General features: G+C 61.6%; 17 protein-coding genes. 10 read left to right on the top strand and 7 right to left on the bottom strand.

All coding sequences use genetic code 11. The annotated features are described in order from the left end of the window. Positions 1 to 4: 4 nt before the first annotated feature. Positions 5 to 448 carry a thermonuclease family protein gene (locus ACQY1L_RS15120; RefSeq protein WP_430241549.1) on the bottom strand — a complete coding sequence of 148 codons (444 nt, stop codon included), beginning with the start codon at positions 446 to 448 and terminating at the stop codon, positions 5 to 7. A 63-nt stretch (positions 449 to 511) separates the two neighbouring features. Further along, positions 512 to 730 (bottom strand): DUF1674 domain-containing protein, encoded by a 219-nt coding sequence (locus tag ACQY1L_RS15125; RefSeq protein ID WP_325265612.1) that lies wholly within the window; start codon positions 728 to 730, stop codon positions 512 to 514. 110 nt (positions 731 to 840) lie between these two features. Here ACQY1L_RS15125 and htpX point away from each other — a divergent pair, with 110 nt between their 5' ends. From htpX to purH, 4 genes are all read left to right on the top strand, one after another. After that, a complete protein-coding gene (htpX, locus tag ACQY1L_RS15130; RefSeq protein ID WP_430241551.1) occupies positions 841 to 1,830 on the top strand; it encodes a zinc metalloprotease HtpX in 990 nt (329 codons plus the stop codon). Continuing rightward, positions 1,821 to 3,236, top strand: coding sequence for an RsmB/NOP family class I SAM-dependent RNA methyltransferase (locus tag ACQY1L_RS15135; protein WP_430241553.1), 1,416 nt, complete (start codon positions 1,821 to 1,823; stop codon positions 3,234 to 3,236). The genes htpX and ACQY1L_RS15135 overlap by 10 nt, the downstream gene beginning before the upstream one ends. Positions 3,237 to 3,337: 101 nt before the next feature. After that, a complete protein-coding gene (locus ACQY1L_RS15140) occupies positions 3,338 to 5,011 on the top strand; it encodes a heparinase II/III family protein (RefSeq protein ID WP_430243989.1) in 1,674 nt (557 codons plus the stop codon). Between the two features lie 97 nt (positions 5,012 to 5,108). Beyond that, positions 5,109 to 6,725 (top strand): bifunctional phosphoribosylaminoimidazolecarboxamide formyltransferase/IMP cyclohydrolase, encoded by a 1,617-nt coding sequence (purH, locus tag ACQY1L_RS15145; protein ID WP_430241555.1) that lies wholly within the window; start codon positions 5,109 to 5,111, stop codon positions 6,723 to 6,725. Between the two features lie 17 nt (positions 6,726 to 6,742). On the opposite strand, the gene ACQY1L_RS15150 is transcribed toward purH, so the two are convergent. Continuing rightward, positions 6,743 to 8,068 (bottom strand): MFS transporter, encoded by a 1,326-nt coding sequence (locus ACQY1L_RS15150; RefSeq protein ID WP_430243991.1) that lies wholly within the window; start codon positions 8,066 to 8,068, stop codon positions 6,743 to 6,745. Between the two features lie 88 nt (positions 8,069 to 8,156). Beyond that, the gene (locus tag ACQY1L_RS15155) at positions 8,157 to 12,920 is read right to left on the bottom strand and encodes an NAD-glutamate dehydrogenase (protein ID WP_430241557.1); all 4,764 of its coding nucleotides are present in this window, start codon (positions 12,918 to 12,920) and stop codon (positions 8,157 to 8,159) included. 176 nt (positions 12,921 to 13,096) lie between these two features. On the opposite strand from ACQY1L_RS15155, the gene pdxY reads away from it, so the two are divergent. Together pdxY and ACQY1L_RS15165 are read left to right on the top strand one after the other, a co-directional pair. Further along, positions 13,097 to 13,969 (top strand): pyridoxal kinase PdxY, encoded by an 873-nt coding sequence (gene pdxY, locus ACQY1L_RS15160; RefSeq protein WP_174197299.1) that lies wholly within the window; start codon positions 13,097 to 13,099, stop codon positions 13,967 to 13,969. Between the two features lie 68 nt (positions 13,970 to 14,037). Next, a complete protein-coding gene (locus ACQY1L_RS15165) occupies positions 14,038 to 14,712 on the top strand; it encodes a carbonic anhydrase (protein WP_062462828.1) in 675 nt (224 codons plus the stop codon). A gap of 21 nt (positions 14,713 to 14,733) precedes the next feature. On the opposite strand, the gene ACQY1L_RS15170 is transcribed toward ACQY1L_RS15165, so the two are convergent. From ACQY1L_RS15170 to ACQY1L_RS15180, 3 genes are all read right to left on the bottom strand, one after another. Next, positions 14,734 to 15,546 carry a lytic murein transglycosylase gene (locus ACQY1L_RS15170; protein WP_062462825.1) on the bottom strand — a complete coding sequence of 271 codons (813 nt, stop codon included), beginning with the start codon at positions 15,544 to 15,546 and terminating at the stop codon, positions 14,734 to 14,736. A gap of 202 nt (positions 15,547 to 15,748) precedes the next feature. Then, positions 15,749 to 16,783 (bottom strand): aspartate-semialdehyde dehydrogenase, encoded by a 1,035-nt coding sequence (locus ACQY1L_RS15175; RefSeq protein ID WP_062577062.1) that lies wholly within the window; start codon positions 16,781 to 16,783, stop codon positions 15,749 to 15,751. Between the two features lie 114 nt (positions 16,784 to 16,897). After that, positions 16,898 to 17,023, bottom strand: a complete 126-nt coding sequence (locus ACQY1L_RS15180; RefSeq protein ID WP_274604908.1) for a hypothetical protein — start codon at positions 17,021 to 17,023, stop codon at positions 16,898 to 16,900. A gap of 157 nt (positions 17,024 to 17,180) precedes the next feature. Between ACQY1L_RS15180 and ACQY1L_RS15185 the strand changes: the two genes are divergently transcribed. The 4 genes from ACQY1L_RS15185 to ACQY1L_RS15200 all read left to right on the top strand — a co-directional run bounded on the left by ACQY1L_RS15185 (position 17,181) and on the right by ACQY1L_RS15200 (position 21,508). Further along, positions 17,181 to 18,944 (top strand): alkaline phosphatase, encoded by a 1,764-nt coding sequence (locus ACQY1L_RS15185; protein WP_430241561.1) that lies wholly within the window; start codon positions 17,181 to 17,183, stop codon positions 18,942 to 18,944. A gap of 167 nt (positions 18,945 to 19,111) precedes the next feature. Further along, entirely contained in the window at positions 19,112 to 19,549 is a 438-nt protein-coding gene (locus ACQY1L_RS15190; RefSeq protein ID WP_430243992.1) for a hypothetical protein, read from the top strand. A 4-nt stretch (positions 19,550 to 19,553) separates the two neighbouring features. Further along, a complete protein-coding gene (locus ACQY1L_RS15195; RefSeq protein ID WP_430241563.1) occupies positions 19,554 to 20,243 on the top strand; it encodes an ABC transporter ATP-binding protein in 690 nt (229 codons plus the stop codon). Then, positions 20,240 to 21,508 carry an FtsX-like permease family protein gene (locus tag ACQY1L_RS15200; RefSeq protein ID WP_430241565.1) on the top strand — a complete coding sequence of 423 codons (1,269 nt, stop codon included), beginning with the start codon at positions 20,240 to 20,242 and terminating at the stop codon, positions 21,506 to 21,508. The genes ACQY1L_RS15195 and ACQY1L_RS15200 overlap by 4 nt, the downstream gene beginning before the upstream one ends. Positions 21,509 to 21,666 lie beyond the last annotated feature (158 nt).

Here is a 21,666-nt window from a genome sequence, read left to right on the forward strand (position 1 = left end):
AGGCTCAGTCATCACACACTGGCACCATCTTGCGGCCGCCGTCATAGGGTTGAACCAGTCCTGCCAGAAGCAGGTCCGAGCTGGCGCTGCGGCCATCTGGCAGGACGACGTCAGCGACGATGCGGCCGAAATACTTGTCTCCGGAAATGTTGACGAGCTGGATCGTGCCGGACGCCTGCGTCAATGCTTCCAGCGCCTGTCGCGCGTCGCCACCGGCCTGCCGGACGGAATGGCACTTCGACTTCAGCTCCGGCGCATCGATGCCGCGGATGCGGACATAGACTTCCACCGTCTGCTGCGGCCAAGGACGGGCCGCGACCAGAATCGTATCGCCATCGATGACGCGCAGAATCTCGGCAGCAACCGGTCCGGAGATTTCTTCGCGCGCTGTCGCCTCAGCCGCAGGGGCTCCGAGGAGAACAGCAATGAGCACGAGATATCTGACCATGAAAGGAATAAATTCCGATCATTGACTGAAGTCAATAGGAATATTTGCTTACGGCTCGGTAGCTTAAAAATCGATGGCGCGGCCGTTGATTTCCCAGTCGCCGAACCGGGAGGGATCGGCGCCGCCGCGGCCGCCGAATTCTTCTGGCGTGTCCGTCTTTGCTGCTGCCTGCCGGCGCTCCTCGGCTTCCTTCAGCGCGCGCTGGGCAGCGGGCGAGAGTGGTTTGCTCGGCGCTGCGGTCTCGATCTGCGTTTCGCTGTTGTCGTTGTCGGGCGTCTGCATTTCATTCACCGGATGGTTTATTGAAAGTCTGAGCGAATTCACCACATTATAGGGCGTTCTCAAGGTTTCGAAAAGCCTAGACGGTCGAATTGGCAACGGGAGATATGACGATGAATGTGATGCGCACCGCCATGCTTCTGGCCTTCATGACGGCCTTGTTCATGGGCATCGGCTTTCTGATCGGAGGCAAGGGCGGGATGATGATCGCGCTTGTGATCGCGGCCGGCATGAACCTGTTTTCCTACTGGAACTCCGACAAGATGGTGCTTTCGGCCTATCATGCGCAGGAAGTGAATGCGCAGTCGGCGCCGGAATTTTACCTGATGGTGCAATCTCTCGCGGCCAATGCGGGCCTGCCGATGCCGAAGGTCTATATTTATGACAACCCGCAGCCGAATGCGTTCGCGACCGGCCGCAATCCGGAAAACGCAGCCGTTGCCGCCTCGACCGGTCTGTTGCAAAGCCTGACGCATGACGAAGTGGCTGGCGTCATGGCGCATGAGCTCGCGCATGTGCAAAACCGCGACACGCTGATCATGACGATCACAGCGACACTTGCTGGTGCGATTTCCATGCTTGGCAACTTCGCGTTTCTGTTCGGTGGCAATCGCGGAAACAACAGCAATCCGCTCGGTTTTATCGGCGTGATCGTTGCCATGGTCGTTGCGCCCTTTGCGGCGATGCTGGTGCAGATGGCGATCAGCCGGACCCGCGAATATTCGGCCGACCGTCGTGGCGCCGAGATCTGCGGCAAGCCGTTGGCGCTGGCCTCCGCACTCTCCAAGATCGCCGGCACGGCGCGGCAGGTTCCGAATTATGAGGCGGAGCGCAACCCGGCGACGGCGCATATGTTCATCATCAACCCGCTTTCGGGCGAGCGGATGGATAACCTGTTCTCGACCCATCCGAATACGGACAACCGGATCGCAGCTCTTCAGCAGATGGCCGGTGAGTTCCGGGGGGACATCGGCGGCGGTGGCTCGACGGGGCAGTCTTCGGCTGCTAGACCGCAGCGAAGCGCGCGCTCCGTTCCGAATTCCGGCTCCGACAGCCGGTGGGGCCGCAGTTCGAACGAACCGCCCAAGGGTCCATGGTCTTGAACGATAAGAAAAACAACAAGCCTTCCAGATCAACTGGCGCGCGGGAAAAGCCGACATCCCATGCGCCAGGCTCTCGCCCAGACGCCGGACCGGCAAAGCCTGGGCTCGAGGTCCGCATGACGGCTGCAAAGCTTTTGTCCGCGGCCATCGACAAGAAGATTTCGCTCGATGGTATGCTCGACCTTTCGCATGGCAACCCGGCCTACAAGGCGCTGGGAGATGCCGACCGGGCCCTGACGCGCGCCATCCTGACCACGGCCCTTCGCCATCTTTCGCGGCTCGAAGCGGCGATTTCGTCCATGATCGATACCCCACTGCCGCATGGGGCAAAATCACTGCATCATGTTCTGGTGGTCGCCGCAGCGCAGATCCTGCATCTCGACGTTCCCTCGCATGCGGCAGTCGACTTGGCAGTCGAGCAGGCCAATCGCGATCCGCGCAACCGTCGCTTCGCCAAGCTGGTGAATGCCGTTCTGCGGCGGATGGTGCGCGAAAAGGAAGAGATCCTCGCCGCCACCGCTTCGGTGTCGCCGGTGCCGGACTGGTTCCGCAAGCGTCTGGTTGCCGCCTACGGCGAGACCGAGGCCGACAAGATTGCCGAAGCGCAGCTGACGCCGGCCGCCATCGATCTGACGGTAAAGAGCGATGCCAAGGGCTGGGCGGAAAAGCTCGGCGGCAAGCTTCTGCCAACAGGCAGCATCCGCCTGCAGGTTTTCCAGGGATCGGTGACGGCTCTCGAGGGCTTCGAGGACGGTGAATGGTGGGTGCAGGACGTTGCCGCATCCATTCCGGCACAGTTGTTCGGTGACCTCACGGGCAAGCGCATCGCGGATCTCTGTGCGGCGCCTGGCGGCAAGACGGCGCAGCTGGTCGTTGCCGGCGCGCACGTGATTGCCGTCGAGCAATCCGCCAACCGTCTGGCGCGGCTGAAGGAAAACCTGGCGCGGCTCGGTCTCGAGGCGGAGCTCTCGAGCGGCGATCTGTTCGAATTCAAGCCGGACGAGTTGCTCGATGGCGTGCTGCTCGATGCACCCTGCTCGTCCACCGGCACCACCCGCCGCCATCCCGATGTGCTCTGGACCAAGGGACCCGAGGATATCGGCAAGCTTGCCGTACTGCAGGAGCGTATGCTGCGGCATGCGGTGACGCTGGTAAAACCGGGCGGGCTCATCGTGTTTTCGAACTGCTCGCTTGATCCGCTGGAGGGCGAAAAGCTGGTGGCGAAGGTTCTGGCGGATACGCCGACACTGGAACGCCAGCCGGTCAGCGCCAGCGATTGGCCGGGTCTGGAATCCGCGATTTCAGATCTCGGTGAATTCCGCACCACGCCGGCCATGCTGCCGGGGGATGAGACCTTTGCCGGTGGCATGGATGGCTTCTTCGCGAGCGTGCTCCGCGTCAGGTAAGTCTTTATTCACTATAACCTTACATAGTTTCGGTTGATCCATAATCGATTCCGGGCGCTCGGGGAGAGCATCCGGCCCTGCGGAGAATATCTCAAGTGACGATGCGGCTTGCCGATCGCCGAAGGATTCTTGCCTTCGGCATGCGGGAGATCTGGCGACGCATGTGTCGCCGGTCCGCCGGCATGCGCCTTGCTCTGACACCGCTGCCGGTGCCGGACAGGTTGATCGTGGCGCCAACCGACCTGCGATCGATCGATCCATTCATTGCCGAAGAAATTCTCGAAGGGCGCTATCCGCTGGCCGGCCGGGTTCTCGAAACCTATGGTCACTCGCCGTTCCAGGTCGAGCTTCCGTCCAAGGCGTTCGCCGAGCGGCTGCATTCGTTTGCCTGGCTGCGGCATGTTCGCGCCAACAAGACCGAAGAAGCCTGCGACCACGCCCGTGACGTGGTGGCGGACTGGATCACGCTGCATGGCCGCCGCCAGAGGGGCATCGGCTGGGAACCGAGCGTCGTGGCCGAGCGGGTGGTCGCATGGCTGTCCCACTCGACCGTCCTCTTGCAGGGCGCGGAGGCCGGCTTCTACCGCCGCTTCATGAAGAGCCTGGCGTTTCAGGTGCGCTACCTGCGCAAGATCGCCGGCTGCATTCCCGCCGACGAGACCCGGCTTCGTATCCGCATCGCGCTTGCCATGGCGTCGGTTTCCATGCCCACACGGGCGGCCTTCATCCGCCGCGAAGGTGCGCGGCTCGATCGTGAGCTGGAATTCCAGATCCTGGCCGATGGCGGCCATCTCTCGCGCAATCCGCGCTCGATGCTGGATGCGCTGCTCGACCTTCTGCCCTTGCGGCAGACCTATATCAATCTCGGTCACGATCTGCCGCAAAAGCTCATCCCGACGATCGACCGGATCTATCCGGCGCTACGCTTCTTCCGCCACCAGGATGGTGATCTGGCGCTGTTCAACGGTGCGACGGCGACACCGGCAAGCGAACTGATGTCGGTGCTGCGTTACGACGAAAGCGGCGGCAAGCCGTTCAAGGCGCTGCCGCATATGAACTATCACCGGCTGACGGCCGAGGACACGACGCTGATCGTCGATACCGGCTGGTCGGAGCCGGAATTCTCGCGCACGGCGCATGCCGGTTGCCTCGCCTTCGAGCTCTCGTCGGGCCGCAACAGGTTTATCGTCAATTCAGGCTCACCGAAATTTTCCGGGCGCGGCCACCGCAAGATGGCGCGCTCGACGGCGGCGCATTCGACGCTGACGCTGTCGGAGACGTCATCGAGCCGGATCGCCAAGTCGAAGCTTGCCGGGCCCATCCTGCTTCCCGGCGTCTCCGACGTCACGATCGACCGACGCGACGATGCGCATGGGAACGACTGGCTGCGGGCGACCCATGACGGGTATCTCAAGGAGTTCGGCTATCTCTACCATCGCGAGATTGGCCTCAACACGACCGGCAACAAGATCAAGGGCCATGACCGGCTGTTCGTGCCTGATGGCGAAGAGCCGGGTGACGAAAGACTGGTGGCTGTGGTCCGCTTTCACATCCACCCGGCCATCCGGCTGGTGCGGCGCGACCCGGAAAGCGTCGTGATGCAGGCGAGTGACGGCGAGAAATGGCTGTTTTCAGCGCCGGGCCTCGAGGTCATGATCGACGAGGACATCTTCTTTGCGGATGTTTCCGGCCCTCGCCCGAGCCAGCAGCTGGCGATCGAATTTACCCTGCCCGAGGTCACCGAAATCCGCTGGATGCTGCGTCGGGCCGACTAGCCCTGGTTGGAATAGGGTTTCCCTGAAGGGGTAGCTGTGCTAACCGGCGGCCAATCCCTTTCAGCCCTTTCGTGGCACCCTCTTTCAGGAGAGACCGATGGCCGTCGCATCCAAGAAAATCCCAGCGCCCGACCGCGTCAAGATCCGCACAGCGCTTCTTTCCGTTTCCGACAAGGCCGGCATCATCGAGCTCGCGAAAGCGCTGACCGAGCAGGGTGTAAAGCTTCTGTCCACCGGTGGCACGCACAAGGCGATCGCCGCCGCGGGTCTTGCCGTCACCGACGTCTCCGAAGTCACGGGCTTTCCTGAGATCATGGACGGTCGCGTCAAGACGCTGCATCCGACGGTGCATGGCGGCCTTCTCGCTATCCGCGACGACGAGGAGCATGTCGCGGCGATGAAAAAGCACGGCATCGAGAGCATCGATCTTTCGGTCATCAATCTCTATCCGTTCGAGGAAGTGCGCGCAGCAGGCGGCGACTATCCGACGACGGTCGAGAATATCGATATCGGCGGCCCGGCGATGATCAGGGCGTCTGCCAAGAACCATGCCTACGTCACGATCGTCACCGATCCCTCCGACTACCCTGCCCTGATCGAGGCGCTGCAGGCCAATGGCGGCGAGACGGACTATGCATTCCGCCAGAAGCTTGCCGCCAAGGCCTATGCCCGCACCGCAGCCTATGACACGGCGATCTCCAACTGGTTCGCCGAAGCGCTCGAGATCGAGACGCCGAGCTATCGGACGATCGGCGGCGTGCTGAAGGAAGCCATGCGCTACGGCGAGAACCCGCACCAGAGCGCCGGCTTCTACGTGACCGGCGAGAACCGCCCCGGCGTTGCCACGGCGACACTGCTGCAGGGCAAGCAGCTCTCCTACAACAACATCAACGATACCGACGGCGCTTTCGAGCTGATCGGCGAATTTGCGGCCAACCAGGGCCCGGCCTGCGCCATCATCAAGCACGCCAACCCTTGCGGCGTCGCAACCGGCTCGACGCTGAAGGACGCCTATCTGCGGGCGCTTGCCTGCGACAGCACGTCTGCCTTTGGCGGCATCATCGCGCTCAACCAGCTGCTCGACGGCGAGACGGCGGAAGAGATCGTCAAGCTGTTTACCGAAGTGATCATCGCGCCCGAGGTTTCCGACGAGGCGAAGGCGATCATCGCTTCCAAGAAGAACCTGCGCCTGCTGGTGACCGGCGGCCTGCCGGACCCGCGTTCGCGCGGCATCACGGCAAAGACCGTTGCCGGTGGCCTGCTGGTGCAGAGCCGCGACAGCGGTGTCATCGAGGATGTGGATCTGAAGGTCGTCAGCAAGCGTTCACCGACGCCGACCGAGCTTGAAGACATGAAGTTCGCCTACAAGGTGGCAAAGCACGTCAAGTCCAACGCCATCGTCTATGCCAAGGACGGCCAGACGGCCGGCATCGGCGCCGGCCAGATGAGCCGGATCGATTCCGCCCGCATCGCCGGCCTCAAGGCCGAAGATGCGGCGAAGGCGATGGGCTGGGCCGAGCCGATGACGAAGGGATCAGCGGTCGCATCGGAAGCCTTCTTCCCGTTCGCCGACGGTCTGCTGTCGGCCATCGCTGCCGGCGCCACCGCTGTCATCCAGCCCGGCGGATCGATGCGCGATGCGGAAGTGATTGCGGCCGCCGACGAGCATGGCGTGGCGATGGTATTTACCGGCATGCGTCACTTCCGGCACTAGTCCAGGCTAAGAACTTTCTATCCGGCCGTTCTGTCGGCCGGATAGGGCACGGTCAGAAGCAGGATCAGGCCGGTGCCGAGAAAGATTGTCAGCGTCGCCATGCCGAGATGGGCCGAGCCCGTTGCATAGGTGACGATGGAAAACGACAGCGTGGCGAGGAAGCTCGTAGCGCGTCCCGACAGCGCGTAGATCCCGAAATAGCGGCCGGCCTCCGACACATCGATGCTGCGGGCAAGGTATGACCGCGACGAGGCCTGGACCGGGCCGAAGGCGGCACCGATCAGAAGCCCGAACAGAATGTAGGCCTTTTCCGCCGCGGTGCCGAACATACCGCCTGAATCCTCCATGGAAAGCGGCATCAGGCCGAAGAAGACCTCACCCGGGCTGGTGGAAACGATGCCGAGCGTTGCGATCAACAGCAGGACTAGACTTGTAACCACGACAGTCTTTGATCCGAGCACGCGGTCGAGGACCCCGGCGGCGATACAACCGAAGATCGCCACGACATTCAGGATGATGCCGTAGATGCCGATCTCAATGGTCGCCCAGCCGAACATTGCGGCCGCAAACGTGCCGCCGAGAATGATCAGGCCGTTGACGCCATCCTGATAGAGCATGCGGGCAATCAGGAAACGGATGATGCCGGGGCGATGCTTAAGTTCACGCAGCGTGCCTGCAAGTTCGCTGAAGCCGGAGCCGACGGCCTTTGCGAGAGGCAGCCCTTTCGGGGCATCCGGCGTGAAGAAGAACATCGGCAGGATGAACAGAAGATACCAGATCGCCGCGATCGGGCCGGTGATGCGGGCGTCCTCGCCGAGCGTCGGATCAAGACCGAACAGCGGCGGAATGCCGATCAGCGTCAGGCCCGTTTCCGGATTGGCTGCAAGCAGCGCAACGACCGCGATCAGCACGGTCATGCCGCCGAGATAACCCAGTCCCCAGGCGATATTCGAAACCTTGCCGATATCGGTCTTGGATACGAGGCGCGGCATCATGGAATCGTTGAAGACGATCGAAAATTCGGCCGCGATAGAGGCAAGGATGATGCAGGTAACCGGCAGGGTAAGCGGCAAGCCGGGAGCGGCCTGCCACAGCAGGAGGAGGCTTGCGATCTTGATGAGTGCAAAGCTTGCGATCCATGGCTTTCTGGCCCCCGACTGATCGGCGATCGATCCCAGGATCGGAGACAGGATGGCGATGACGACGGAGGATGCCGTCGCCATGTTGCTCCAGGTGGTCTGGGCGGAGATCGGGTCGTCGGTGAGGCGCGCGACGAAATACGGGCCGAAGATGAAGGTGATGACAACCGTGAAGAACGGCTGTGCCGCCCAGTCGAACAGCATCCAGCCCCAGATGCCGCGCCGGCCTGTTTTAGCCGGCGCCTCGTCAAGTCCTGTCTCGGCCACCTTGTTTTCCCCGAAGCCCCTGCCCTCAAGCCGACCGTGCGTGCGCCAGATCTCCCAGCAGGCCGGCGGCGACGGAGATCTTAGAGAGCGTCAGATCGCCGCTTTCGCTGAGGCTCATCAGTTCGGCGCCGATGCGGTTGACGCGCAGTCGATCGCCAGCGATCCAGGCCTCCACCGGCTTCTTGTCCTTGCGGTGCTCGGTCAAGACGGCAATGACGATGTCCCGGCGGGCCGAGGCAAGCTGTTGCAGGCTGCGTGACAGCGCCAGGCTTTCGTAATGGTCGCTTGTGCCGATCCGCTCGCCGGCCACAATCAGCCGGTTGACGCGGAACGTCTCGGTGACGGCGAAATAGCTCTCGATAGCGCGCGCCATGCTTTCGCCCGTCCGGTCGGCAATCCGCATGATCTCCGGCACGATGACGAGTGCCGATAGCAGGCGTATCTCTTTCACCAGACCGGACGGCGCACCTTCGGCCTCCAGTTCTGCGGCAAGCGGGCCCGTTTCGGCGATGATATCGTCGGTCACGGTGGCGCGCAGCCCCTTGATGGCGGCCCTGAGCCTGGCGATGGCGTCTGTCAGCTCCGTCGTGCCGATCTGCGTCTGGAGCGCGAGATAGGTGCCGATGCCGATGATGCGGGTAACCTGGGCATAGAGATCATTCTGAACCCGGCCGGAGATCTTGCCATCCAGCTGGTCGATTTCGGCCCAGATATTCTCCAGGTCGAAGCCGTCGCGAACGAGGAAGAGTGCCTTCACCACATTGGCCGAGGTTGCCCCCGTCATGTCGCTCATCATGTGGATAAAGCCCGGCCCGCCGCGGTTGATGGCTTCGTTTGCCAGCGCCGTCGCGACGATCTCGCGGTGCAGTCGGTGGCCGGCAATATCGGCGGCATAGGCCTTCTGCATCTTCGCCGGGAAATAGGCTTTCAGCACGGAAGCAAAATACGGGTCGTCGGGAATGGTGCTGTCGATCAGGGCGTCGAACAGGACGATCTTCGAGTAGGAGACGAGCACGCCGATCTCGGGTCGTGTCAGCGGTCGACCGCTGGCATAGCGCTCGGCAAGCTCGGCATCGTCGGGCAGAGTCTCGACCTTGCGGTTCAGCCGCCCTTCGCTTTCGAGCACCGACATCAGGCGGGCGAGCTGCTCGCGATTGGCGGCACCCTTCCGCTCGACGAGCGAAATCGCCAGCGGCTGCAGGTAGTTGTTGCGCAAGACGAGATGCCCCACGTCTTCCGTCATGGATGCGAGCAGCGTGTTGCGCTTGGCCCGGGTCAGACGGCCGTCCTGCATGGCCGGGTTGAGTGCGATCTTGATATTGACCTCGACGTCGGACGAATTGACGCCTGCGGAATTGTCGATCGCATCGGAATTGCAGCGCCCGCCGGCCAGCGAATAGGCGATGCGGCCCTTCTGGGTGACGCCGAGATTGGCGCCCTCGCCGATGACGCTGGCACCGACTTCCGCGGCCGTGATGCGGATCGGATCATTGGCGCGGTCGCCCACTTCGGTATCGGTTTCGGACGCGGCCTTGATATAGGTTCCGATGCCGCCGAACCAGAGAAGATCGACCGGGCTTTTCAGGATCGCCGTCAGGATCTCGAAGGGCGAGGCCGTCAACTTGTCGAGCCCGATCGCCGCTGCCGCCTGTTTGGTCAGCTTCACGGATTTTTCGGTGCGCGAAATGATCATCGCACCTTCAGAGAGTGTCGAGCGGTCGTAATCCTGCCAGCTGGAGCGGGCAAGGGCGAACATGCGGCTGCGCTCGGCGAAGGATTTTTCGATATCCGGATCCGGATCGATAAAGATGTCGCGGTGGTCGAAGGCGGCGATCAGCCGGATTTTTTCCGACAGCAACATGCCGTTGCCGAACACGTCGCCCGACATGTCGCCGACGCCGGCGACCGAGAACGGCGTCGTCTGGATGTCGATGTCCTTTTCGCGGAATAGCCGCTTGACCGCTTCCCAGGCGCCACGGGCGGTGATGCCCATCTTCTTGTGGTCGTAGCCGGCCGAGCCGCCCGATGCGAAGGCGTCATCCAGCCAGAAGCCGGCTTCCTGCGCCAGACCGTTGGCGGTGTCGGAGAAGGTTGCCGTGCCCTTGTCGGCCGCGACGACAAAGTAAGGGTCGTCCCCGTCGATGCGCAGCGTGTTTTCGGGCGGGACCACCTCTCCGTCGATGATGTTGTCGGTGACGGACAGAAGCGTGCGGATATAGGTCTTGTAGGCTTCCTTGCCGGCGTTGAAGAAGGCGTCGCGCGCGGCGGCGGGCGGAAGCATCTTCGGGAAGAAGCCGCCCTTTGCGCCGACGGGAACGATGACGGCGTTCTTCACCTGCTGCGCCTTCACGAGGCCCAGCACTTCGGTGCGATAATCCTCGCCGCGATCCGACCAGCGGATGCCGCCTCTAGCGACCTTGCCGAAGCGCAGGTGAACACCTTCGACTTCGGTGCCGTAGACAAAGATTTCGCGGTACGGGCGCGGCTCCGGCAGGCCGTCGAGTAAATCAGGATCGAGCTTGAACGCCAGCATCGGCTTTGCGCCGCCGTTCTCGTCCACCTGGAAATAGTTGGTGCGAAGCGTTGCGTCGATCGCGTTGACGAAGCGGCGCAGCGTGCGGTCCTCGTCGAGGTTCGGTACGTTGCCGAGCGCCTGCTCGATCGTCTCGTGCAGCTCGGTCAGCTTCCTGATGCGGGCTTTTTCGGCAATCTTCGGATCGAACCCGTCGCGGAACAGGCGGAAGACGGAGGCGGAAATTTCCGGATACTTGTTGAGCGTATCGGCGATGTAGGTCTGCGAGTAGACGATGCCGGCCTGGCGCAGATAGCGGGCATAGGCGCGCAGCACGGTCACTTCGCGGGCGGAAAGACCGGCAAGCAGGACCAGGCGGTTGAAGCCGTCATTGTCGATCAATCCCTCGAAGGCTTTGAGGAACGCGTCTTCAAGCCGCTGTCCCTCGCGCGCAAGATCGATCTCACGGGCACCGTCGAGCTGCAGTTCCATGTCGTGCAGGACGATGAGGTCCGCCTGCGGGCCGGCGTGGATTTCGAATGTCTGCTCGCTGACCACGTGAAAGCCGAGATTTTCGAGAAGCGGCACGCGGCGCGACAGGGAAAGATGCTGGTCGCGGTGGAAGATCTTTAGCGAAACGGTATTGGCATCGTCACCGGGGCGCCGGTAGAAGTCGATGCGGATTGTTTCACCCGCCGCGCAGGCGGCAATATCGGGAAGGTCGGCAAAGGTCTCTTCCGGCGAGAACGCTTCCTGGAAAGCGCGGGTGACGGACAGGCGGGGTCCGTCTTCCGCAAGCAACGCGAACCTGTCCTCCCAAGGCGTGGCGATGAGGCGCACGGCCTCCTCAAGCTTTGCCTGCGCGACACGCGGCGTCTTGCCGCCGCTGCGGCCGATGATCATGTGGACACGGGCGACGCGGGCTTCCGGGAAGGCCGGGTAATAGGCCGAGACGTGGCCGTCGAAGATCTCGCAGAGATATGCGCCGACCTTTTCGCGGACGATCGAATTATAATCCTCGCGCGGCACGTAGACGATGACCGAAACGAAACGGTCGAAATGGTCGATACGCGGCAGCACGCGCACGCGCGGCCTCTCGCTCAGCTCCATGATCTGTTCGCAGAAGCTCGAGAGCACGTCGAGATCGATCTGGAAGAGATCGTCGCGCGGGTAGGATTCCAGCGTGTTTTCGAGCATGCGGCCCGAATGGCTTTCCGGATCGAACCCGAAATTCTTTTCAATACGGGCGATCTTTGCGCGCAGCAGCGGCACGTCGCGGACGGACTGGGTATAGGCAGTGGAGGTGAACAGGCCGACGATGCGCAGTTCGCCGACCACATTGCCCTTCTCATCGAAGCGCTTCACCCCGACGTAATCCATATAGGCGCGACGGTGCACGACGGATTTGACGTTGGCCTTGGCGACGATGAGGAAATCCGGGCCGTCGAGAAATTCGAGGATCTCGGGCGTGGTCGTGACCTGATCCTTGCCCTGTCGCAGCACGAGCACATCCGGATCGGACAGGATGCCGAGGCCCCTGCCCTTGCCGCGCTCCACCTTGGCATCGGCGCCCTTGCCCGAATAGGTGTATTCGCGCATTCCGAGGAAGGTGAAATTGTCGTTCCTGAGCCAGTCGAGAAAAGCATACGCCTCGTCGGCATCGGCCTTCTTGCCTTTTTTAGCGTTGACGAGTTGGGCCTGGGCGTCTTTGAGAACGCCGAGCATCGCGGACCAGCCGGTGATGGCCTGGTGCACCTGGTTAAGAACAAAGCGGATTCGCTCGACCAGCCCTTCGGCTTGCTCGTCGTTGAGCTGGGGCACATGGATCTGGATCAGGCTGACATGATGGGCCGGGTCGCCGGGTCGCTCGCTCGAGTGAAGCGTCGGCTGCTTGCCCGGTTCGATGACCAGGATCGGATGGACGGCCATCGTGAGGTCGCGATAGGCCGTCGTCACTTCACCCATGACCGAATCGAACAGAAACGGCATGTTGCGATCAATCACCGTAATGATCGAAACCGGCATTCCATCGGGCTCGACACCATCAAGGGTTTCGATTGTGATGTCGGCCTTGATTCGCGTCCAGGCTTTCAGCCGTCTTGCGGCATGTCCCGCGCACAGGGCGAGCATTTCTGGCGTGTAGTTTTCGAGATCGTCACTGCTGGCGCGGCTGAAGATCAGGAAGGGATCGAGATGGTCCTCCATGCCGGAAGCGGCCGCAATCCTGCCAGCCTTCTCGATCTGCTTGTCCCGCTTCGGGTTTTGCCGGCCTGCCATCTGTCTCTCCCTAAATTTTTTCTCAACGTGCGATAAAACGCAGCCAATGTCATTATGCTTTGCCGCGGTGTCTCACGGGTGCTTGCGGCTGGAATTTGTCATAGGCGTGTCACGTCTTGTTGACATGCCGACACAGAGATCCGATCAACGGTTCGATAACGTCGAAAGCAAGCATCATGCAGGGTAATTCAGGCGCGGTCATCGTCATTTCCAGCCATGTGATCCGTGGCTCGGTCGGTAACCGGGCCGCCGTCTTCGCGCTCGAGACCCTGGGATATCCCGTCTGGGCCATGCCGACCGTCGTGCTGCCCTGGCATCCAGGGCACGGTCCTTCGACGCGCCTGACGTTTCCCGAATCGGATTTCGACAAGGCTATAGACGATCTCATCCGGGCGCCATGGCTCGGCGAAGTGAAGGCGGTGCTGACCGGGTATTTCGGAAATGCCGCGCAGCCGCGCGCCGTGGCACGACTGATCGAGGCGCTGCGGAAAAACAACCCGGACCTTATCTATGTCTGCGATCCCGTGATGGGCGATCTCGGCGGGCTCTATATCCCGCAGCCGACAGCCGAAGCGATCCGCGACGAGCTTCTGCCGCTTGCCACCATCGCCACGCCGAACCGATACGAGCTTGCCTGGCTCTCGGGTGCACCGCTCGATGACAACAATGCGATCATGGAGGCGGCAATCGCGCTCGGGCCGCCGCGGATGCTGGTGACCTCGGCGGTGCCGATGATGACCGGCAGTACCGGCAATCTCTATCTCACCGGCAATCATGCGCTGCTGGCTGAACACCGGCTGATCGACCACGCCCCGAACGGGCTCGGAGACCTACTCTCAGCGGTTTTTCTCGCCCGCGTCATGTCCGGCATGGATGAAGAGAAAGCCCTGCAGACAACGACTGCCAGCGTGTTCGAAGTGCTGGCGCGTTCGGTAAAGCGCGGGGCCAACGAGCTGACCCTGGAAATGGATGCCGCCAGCCTCTCGACGCCGATGGCGATGGTCCAGATGCGTCGGCTCGTGCATCCCCTTAAGAGGCGCAAGCCGTAAGCTCAAAGAGCATGCCCATCCACACAATGGCCGTTGATTCTCGTCTGGCTGCACGATAATCGTGAGCCATGAGCGAATTTCCAGAAAAACTGCTTTCGGGCTACCGTAACTTCATGAGTGGTCGCTATAGCGACGAGCGGGAGCGCTATCGCGCGCTTGCCGATACCGGCCAGAAGCCGCATACGCTCCTGGTTGCCTGTTGCGACAGCCGCGCGGCGCCCGAGACGATCTTCGACTGCGGTCCGGGAGAACTCTTCGTGGTTCGCAACGTTGCCAACATGGTGCCGCGCTACGAGCCCGACAGCCAGTTTCACGGGACATCGGCTGCGGTTGAATACGCGGTGCAGGTGCTCGAGATCCGCAATATCGTTGTCATGGGCCACGGCCGCTGCGGCGGTATCCAGGCAGCGCTCGACGCTTCCATGAAGCCGCTGTCGGAGGGGGATTTCATCGGCAAGTGGATGGGTTTGGTCAGGCCTGCGGCCACGCAGATCCAGAGCAACGACCTGATGACCCAGAGCGAGCGTCAGACAGCGCTCGAACGGGTGTCGATCCGCAATTCGATCGCCAATCTGCAGACCTTCCCCTTCGTCCGCAATCTCACGGAAAAGGGAGAACTCGACATTCACGGCGCCTGGTTCGATATCTCGACCGGCGAGTTGTGGGTGATGAACGAGAAGGGCGATTTCACCCGGCCAGACATCAGTGTACCGGCGATCGAGGCCGAGCAGAGCCCGGCCTGATCATTTCAACCGTGTAACGGCTCAGCCGCCGTCGATCTGGGCGCCCATATAGGCGATCGCCTGCTGGTAGACGGTTGCCGCGTTCCAGCCTTGGATGGCGACGAAATTCGGCTCGCCCTGCTGGTAACCGGCGCCTGTACGCCAGCCATGACCCTTGAGGAAGTTGGCGGTCGATGCCAGGGCATCGGCGCGCGAACGGACCATGTCGATATGGCCGTCACCGTCGCCATCGGCGCCGTAGCGGATGACGTTGAGCGGCAGGAACTGGGTCTGGCCGATTTCGCCATGCGCTGCACCCTTTGCAGTGGTGCTGAGATCACCGCGGGCAACGAGCTGCAGGGCAGCGTAAAGCTGTTCGGTAAAGTATGCCGAACGGCGGCAGTCATAGGAAAGCGTTGCGACGGCTGACAGCGTATGCTGGTCGCCCATGTAATTGCCGAAACCGGTTTCCATGCCCCAGATCGCCAGGATCGGACCGGCCGGAACGCCGTAGCGGCGCTCAATCGACGCAAACAGCGCTGCGTTGGATTTCTTCATGGACTTGCCGCGCGAGATGATCGTTGCGCCACCGCGCTTTTTCATGAACTCGTCGAAGGAAAGCTTGAAGCTTTTCTGGCCGCGGTCGGCGCGAATGGTCGGGCGGTTGTAGACGACGTTGGCAAAGGCGCGGTCGAGAACTGCAGGGCTGATACCCTTGGACGGTGCCTGCTGCTTGAAATCGGCGACCCAGCGGTCGAAACCGGCTCCATCATTGCCGCAGGCGGCGGCAAAGGCCGGGGCTGCGGTCGCAAGCGTTGCTGCTGCGATCAATCCTGCCAGAATAGTCTTCATCATGCGGTCAAACCCGTCGAAAGTCCGGATTGCTTGGCCGAAAGCTTCCGGAAGAATTGCGCTATATTCGGCCTTATGACCCCAGTGGCGGATAATCGCAATTCATCTTCCCATGAATAGTTCGTGAAGAGAGACGAATCGAAAAAACCCCGTCATTTCTGACGGGGCTTTCTAAGCGGATTTGCTTAATAAAGTACGTTACTTATCAAGCAGCAACCTTGCGTGGCTTGATGAGACCGCGATTGACCAGAAGTTCGGCGATCTGGATCGCGTTCAGCGCGGCACCCTTGCGCAGGTTGTCGGAGACGACCCAGATGTTGAGTCCGTTTTCGACGGTTGCGTCTTCGCGGATACGCGAAATGTAGGTCGCATCTTCACCGGCGCATTCGAGAGGCGTGATGTAACCGCCGTCTTCGTGCTTGTCGATGACCAGGCAACCCGGCGCTTCGCGCAGAATATCGCGGGCCTGATCGGCCGTGATCTCGTTTTCGAACTCGATGTTGACGGATTCGGAGTGGCCGATAAAGACCGGAACGCGAACGGCCGTGCAGGTAACGCGGATCTTCGGGTCGAGCATCTTCTTGGTCTCGGCCAGAACCTTCCACTCTTCCTTCGTGTAGCCGTCTTCCATGAAGCTATCTATATGCGGGATGACGTTGAAGGCGATGCGCTTGGTGAACTTCTTCGATTCGACCGGATCAGCGACGAACACGGCGCGGGTCTGGGTGAAGAGTTCGTCCATGCCTTCCTTGCCGGCACCGGACACCGACTGGTAGGTGGAAACGACGACGCGCTTGATCTTGGCAAAGTCATGCAGCGGCTTCAGCGCGACGACGAGCTGGGCCGTCGAGCAGTTCGGATTGGCAATGATGTTCTTCTTGGAGAAACCGACGATGGCGTCGGGGTTCACTTCCGGAACGATCAGCGGCACTTCCGAATCGTAGCGCCAGGCGGACGAGTTGTCGATGACGACGCAGCCCTGCGCACCGATCTTCGGCGACCACTTCTTGGAGGCATCGCCGCCGGCGGACATCAGGCAGATGTCGGTATCGGAGAAATCGTAGTTCTCGAGGTTGGAAACCTTGAGCGTCTTGTCGCCGAAGGAAACTTCCGTTCCCTGGCTGCGGGCGGAGGCGAGTGCGACGACTTCATCAGCCGGAAAACCACGTTCCGCGAGAATGTTCAGCATTTCCCTGCCGACATTGCCGGTTGCACCGGCGACTGCGATCTTGAAACCCATTTCTTTGCTCTCTTTCTGTCTCTCCTCGGTTTTCTGAGGGGGAAGCCCGTGTCGCGCGCGACGCGGTGTTCCTTGTCCCCGGCCGTACCGGGGAGAGAGCGGTGGCCAGAGACGTCAGACGATAATTTTCGTCGTCGTTTTGGCCGTGGTTTTGTCGGAAACCGAAAGGGCAACATCCAGCCGCCCGGCAGATACTGCCAGGTCATAGCACGCAGCAAAGCGAAAGTCGCGGCGAAGCATGGACACTCCTTTTCCAAAGCTGCTCATAAAAGATTTTGCCGCAGAGTCAAGGTTGATGCGATCGGACCTCGGCGCCGTTATCACGTTTCTGTCATTGCACTGTCATGGCATGGGGCTATCCCCGAACCTCTATGCGACGCAACGACGGGGGTTTTCCATGCGTATGCTTCTTGCTGCCTTTGCAGCCACCACAATTCTTTCCGGCGGCGTGCAAGCCGCCCACGCCGCGAACGTCTTTCCGCTTGATCGGGCGACGATCCTGACCGGCTCTCCATTCGATTTCAAGGTCGAGTTCAGCTCGGTCGTGAAGCCTGAGGACGTCAAGATCACCGTCAACGGCCAGGACTACAAGTCTCTGTTCGGCAAGGATGTCGAGTTCGTTGCAGAAGAGAAGAACAAGGACAAGGTTCTCGGTTCCGCCGTCGTGCTGCGCGCACTGACGATCGCGAATGCCGGCGACTACAAGGTTGAAGTCTCTGCTGGTCCGGAAACCAAGAGCGTGACCTGGAACGTTTATGGCACCGCGGCGCAGCCAAAGGCCAAGAACGTGATCTTCCTGATCGGTGACGGTCTTTCCGTGGCGCATCGCACCGCTGCCCGCATCATGGCCAAGGGCATGACCGAGGGCAAGGCGAACGGTCGTCTCGCAATGGACGACATCCCGCCGGCAGCCTTTGTCGGGACGTCCGCGACGGACGCTGTCGCCACCGACAGCGCCAACACGATGTCGGCCTATATGACCGGCCACAAGACAGCCGTGAACGCAATCGGCGTCTATGCCGATCGCACGCCTGACTCGATGGACGATCCGAAGGTTGAAACATACGCGGAAGCGGTCCGCCGCCAGACGAAGAAGTCGATCGGCATCGTCACGACCGCAGAAGTTCAGGACGCAACACCCGCAGCCGTCGTCGCCCATACCCGCAAGCGCGGCGACAAGGCGGAGATCAACGGCATGCTGTTCGACGTCAAGCCGGACGTCCTGCTCGGCGGCGGTTCCGCCTACTTCCTGCCCCAGGCGACGCCTGGATCCAAGCGCAAGGACGACAAGGACTATATCGCCCTGTTCAAGGACGCCGGCTACATGCTTGCGACCAGCAAGGCTGAACTGGCAAGGGCATCCGGCACCAATACGGGTAAGATCCTCGGCCTGTTCCACACCGGCAACATGGACACGACGCTTGACCGCGAATTCCTGAAAAAGGGCACGACCGCGAAGTTCCCGGACCAGCCGGGCCTCGTCGACATGACTAAGGTCGCCCTCGACACGCTGTCGAAGAACCCGGACGGCTTCTTCCTGATGGTCGAAGCTGCCAATATCGACAAGATGTCCCATCCGCTGGACTGGGACCGCGCCGTCGTCGATACGATCGAATTCGACAAGGCAATCGCCGCAGCCCGCGAATTTGCCGACAAGAACCCCGACACGCTGATCATCGTCACCGGCGATCATACCCACGGTGTTTCGATCATCGGTACGGTCAACGATGAAAAGCCGGGCGACGACATGCGCGAAAAGGTCGGGACCTATGCCGAGGCAGGCTTCCCGAACTATATGGACGAGAACAAGGACGGTTATCCTGACAAGGTCGATGTTACCAAGCGCCTGTTCCTGAACGCCAATAACGGCCCTGATCATTACGAGACATTCCGTCCGAAGCTCGACAATCCCTTCGTTCCGGCCATCCAGAACGAAAAGAAGGAATATGTCGCCAACGAAGCCTACAAGGATGTCCCTGGTGCCGTTCTCGTGACCGGCATCATTCCGAAAAGCGCCGACAGTGGCGTCCATGCGGTTGACGACGTCGTGCTTCAGGCTGCCGGCCCGGGTTCGGAAGGCTTCCGCGGCTATATGGAGCAGAGCGACGTCTACAAGGTTCTCGCGGAAACTTTCGCGCTGGGCGCCAAGCAGACCAACTGATCAGACCTATTGGGCCTGAACGACCAAAGAGGGGCATGTCCTGAGGCGTGCCCCTATCTACTTCAGATATCGCGGGACTTGAAGATATGCCTCAGCTGCAGGATGATGACGGCGCTCGTCAAGGGAAAGTGATTATGGGAGCGCTCGAGATGGTCGACCGTCGCCAGATGCTCAAGACCTCGCTTGGCATCATTGCCGGCCTGCCGCTGCTGATATCAGGCGCAACCGCCCGCGCAGGAAACGGGCTTTCCTTCGACGAACTCTACGGCAAGGTCAGCGTTCTCGGACTGGAATTTTCCGACAAGGTCAAGCGGCTGAACGGCCAGGAGATCGCCATGCGCGGTTTCATGGCGCCACCGCTGAAGGCGGAAGCCTCGTTCTTTGTTCTGACCGAAGTGCCGATGTCGATCTGCCCGTTCTGCTCCACCGATGCGGACTGGCCAGACAATATCGTCGTTGTCTATCTCGATGAGAAGCAGACATTCACCCAGCCAAGCCAGACGATCGAGGTGCGCGGCACGCTCGAGATGGGCTCGTGGACCGATCCGGACACCGGCTTCGTGAGCCTGCTGCGGATCCGACAGGCGGAATACGGTACGGTCTGACGACATGATGCCTCTGAAGGTGCAATCTCTCGCCGTCTCGTTTCCCGGTCTGGCGACACCGGTTCTTTCCATCGCGAACCTTGAGATCTCCGCCGGTAGCCGCGTTGCGCTGACGGGCGGGTCGGGATCGGGCAAGAGCACGCTTCTCAATATCATTGCGGGGCTGGAGCGTGTCGGTAGCGGCCATGTGGTCTGGGGCGGGCAGGATATCGCCAAACTGTCGGAAGGCCGGCGAGACCGCTGGCGGGCCGAAAATGTGGGCCTCGTGATGCAGGATTTCCATCTCTTTGCGGGTCTTTCGGCGCTGGATAACGTGCTGCTGCCGGCACGGCTTTCGCGGGTCTCGACCCCGAATCTGGTGAAAAGAGCGCATGAGCTGATCGAGACCGTGGGGTTGAAGCGACCCGGTCAGTCCGTCGAGACCATGTCGCGCGGCGAGAAGCAGCGGGTGGCGATCGCCCGGGCGCTGCTGCGCAAGCCGGGTATCATCATTGCCGACGAGCCGACGGCAAGCCTCGATCTCGAAAACGGCGAGGCGGTGGGGGATCTGCTTCTGTCCGTCGCGGCCGGTGCCGGCAGCACGCTTGTTGTGGCGACGCACGACCAACGCATGATCGAACGCCTCGACCGGCGCATCGTGCTCAGGGGCGGGTGCATCGTCGGCGATGATGTTGTCGGGAAGGTGCCGGTATGATCCGTTTTATCATCGCCGACCTGCGGCGTCTCTGGCTGGGCTGCGCCGTCGTGGTGCTTCTGGTTGCCTTAGCTACGGCGCTCGGGGTTGCCGTGACCCTGCAGGAACGGTCGCTGCGGCTCGGCAGTGCGCGTGCCGCCGACAAGTTCGATCTGGTGATCGGCGCCTCCGGCAGCGAAACGCAGCTGATCCTCTCGTCGATCTTCCTGCAGCCGGCACCCTTGCCGCTGGTCGATGGAGAAGTGCTGGCAAAACTTGCCGCCGATCCGCGCGTCGCCTGGGCAGCTCCCGTCGGTTTCGGCGATTCCTTTGCCGGCTATCCGATCGTGGGAACGACGACGAGGCTTGTGACCAGCACGACGCCGGGCTTTGGCGAGGGGCGCTTGTTTGCCGCGGAAGGCGAAGCGGTTCTCGGCGCTTCAGTCACTCTTACGGTCGGCGCCGTCGTCAAGCCGATGCATGGAACAGCCGAAACCGGTGGTCCAACCCATACGGAGATCGCATACAAGGTCGTCGGCAAGCTCAAACCGACCGGCACGCCATGGGACCGCGCCATTCTCGTGCCGATCCAGGCCGTATGGCACGTTCATGGTTTAGGCGCTGAGCATGAGCACGAGGACGCAAGCACGGAGCCTGCGGCAGCTGTCGCCTCTACCACCCATGACGAAGACCATCATCACGGCGGCATCGATCCGGATGCGCCGCTCGTCGAGGATTTCGGGGCTGATACCCCCGGCCTTCCAGCGATTCTGGTCAAACCGAAGTCGATTGCCGATGCCTATCGCCTGCGTCAGGCCTATCGCGGCAATGGCACGGTGGCGGTCTTTCCCGGCGAGGTGCTGACCGGCCTTTATGCGACGCTTGGCGATGCGAAAATGGTGTTGAGCGCGGTCGCTGCGGGATCGCAGGCTCTTGTCGCGGCGGCACTGGTGCTGGTGACGGTCATCCATGTGGGGCAACGGCGCCGGCAGATCGGCGCGCTGCGCGCGTTCGGGGCACCGCGCGGCGCCGTGTTCCTCATCGTGTGGCTGGAGCTTCTTCTCCTGGTTGCGCTTGGCATCGGGCTCGGCTTCGTCTGCGGGCTACTGGGGGCGCAGTTCGGCGCCCATCTGTTTACCGCGAAAAGCGGGGTCATCCTGCCGGTCGGGTTCACGAGAGACGACGTACGTCTGGCACTTTTTCTGCTGGGCTTTGCAGCGGTCCTTTCGGCCGTGCCGGCACTTCTTGCCTATCGGCAGTCGCCCGCCCAGGCGCTTCGCTCCTGACCATTCCGAGCTACGTCATTAGACGAAAGTCATAAGCCGAAAGCATGTCTCATCCGGCGTGCCAAATTCTGTCACTCTGCAACGATTGCGCTAACCTGTCTGGCCGAGGAGGAGAATGGCCGGACAGGAAGGCACGGAGTTCATCTTGTTGGGAGGAC

The sequence above is a fragment of the Neorhizobium sp. DAR64862/K0K3 genome (genome assembly GCF_050500185.1).
GTDB classification, from domain to species: Bacteria; Pseudomonadota; Alphaproteobacteria; order Rhizobiales; family Rhizobiaceae; genus Neorhizobium; species Neorhizobium soli.

Bases quoted from the DNA above. Each gene is read 5' to 3' on its own strand.
- ACQY1L_RS15125 (WP_325265612.1), bottom strand. From the start codon at position 730: ATGCAGACGCCCGACAACGACAACAGCGAAACGCAGATCGAGACCGCA.
- ACQY1L_RS15165 (WP_062462828.1), top strand. From the start codon at position 14,038: ATGAGCGAATTTCCAGAAAAACTGCTTTCGGGCTACCGTAACTTCATG.
- ACQY1L_RS15150 (WP_430243991.1), bottom strand. From the start codon at position 8,068: ATGCTGTTCGACTGGGCGGCACAGCCGTTCTTCACGGTTGTCATCACC.
- ACQY1L_RS15155 (WP_430241557.1), bottom strand. From the start codon at position 12,920: ATGGCAGGCCGGCAAAACCCGAAGCGGGACAAGCAGATCGAGAAGGCT.
- ACQY1L_RS15170 (WP_062462825.1), bottom strand. From the start codon at position 15,546: ATGATGAAGACTATTCTGGCAGGATTGATCGCAGCAGCAACGCTTGCG.
- purH (WP_430241555.1), top strand. From the start codon at position 5,109: ATGGCCGTCGCATCCAAGAAAATCCCAGCGCCCGACCGCGTCAAGATC.
- ACQY1L_RS15140 (WP_430243989.1), top strand. From the start codon at position 3,338: ATGCGGCTTGCCGATCGCCGAAGGATTCTTGCCTTCGGCATGCGGGAG.
- ACQY1L_RS15190 (WP_430243992.1), top strand. From the start codon at position 19,112: ATGCTCAAGACCTCGCTTGGCATCATTGCCGGCCTGCCGCTGCTGATA.
- ACQY1L_RS15135 (WP_430241553.1), top strand. From the start codon at position 1,821: ATGGTCTTGAACGATAAGAAAAACAACAAGCCTTCCAGATCAACTGGC.
- ACQY1L_RS15175 (WP_062577062.1), bottom strand. From the start codon at position 16,783: ATGGGTTTCAAGATCGCAGTCGCCGGTGCAACCGGCAATGTCGGCAGG.
- htpX (WP_430241551.1), top strand. From the start codon at position 841: ATGAATGTGATGCGCACCGCCATGCTTCTGGCCTTCATGACGGCCTTG.
- ACQY1L_RS15120 (WP_430241549.1), bottom strand. From the start codon at position 448: ATGGTCAGATATCTCGTGCTCATTGCTGTTCTCCTCGGAGCCCCTGCG.
- ACQY1L_RS15185 (WP_430241561.1), top strand. From the start codon at position 17,181: ATGCGTATGCTTCTTGCTGCCTTTGCAGCCACCACAATTCTTTCCGGC.
- ACQY1L_RS15195 (WP_430241563.1), top strand. From the start codon at position 19,554: ATGATGCCTCTGAAGGTGCAATCTCTCGCCGTCTCGTTTCCCGGTCTG.
- ACQY1L_RS15200 (WP_430241565.1), top strand. From the start codon at position 20,240: ATGATCCGTTTTATCATCGCCGACCTGCGGCGTCTCTGGCTGGGCTGC.
- pdxY (WP_174197299.1), top strand. From the start codon at position 13,097: ATGCAGGGTAATTCAGGCGCGGTCATCGTCATTTCCAGCCATGTGATC.
- ACQY1L_RS15180 (WP_274604908.1), bottom strand. From the start codon at position 17,023: ATGCTTCGCCGCGACTTTCGCTTTGCTGCGTGCTATGACCTGGCAGTA.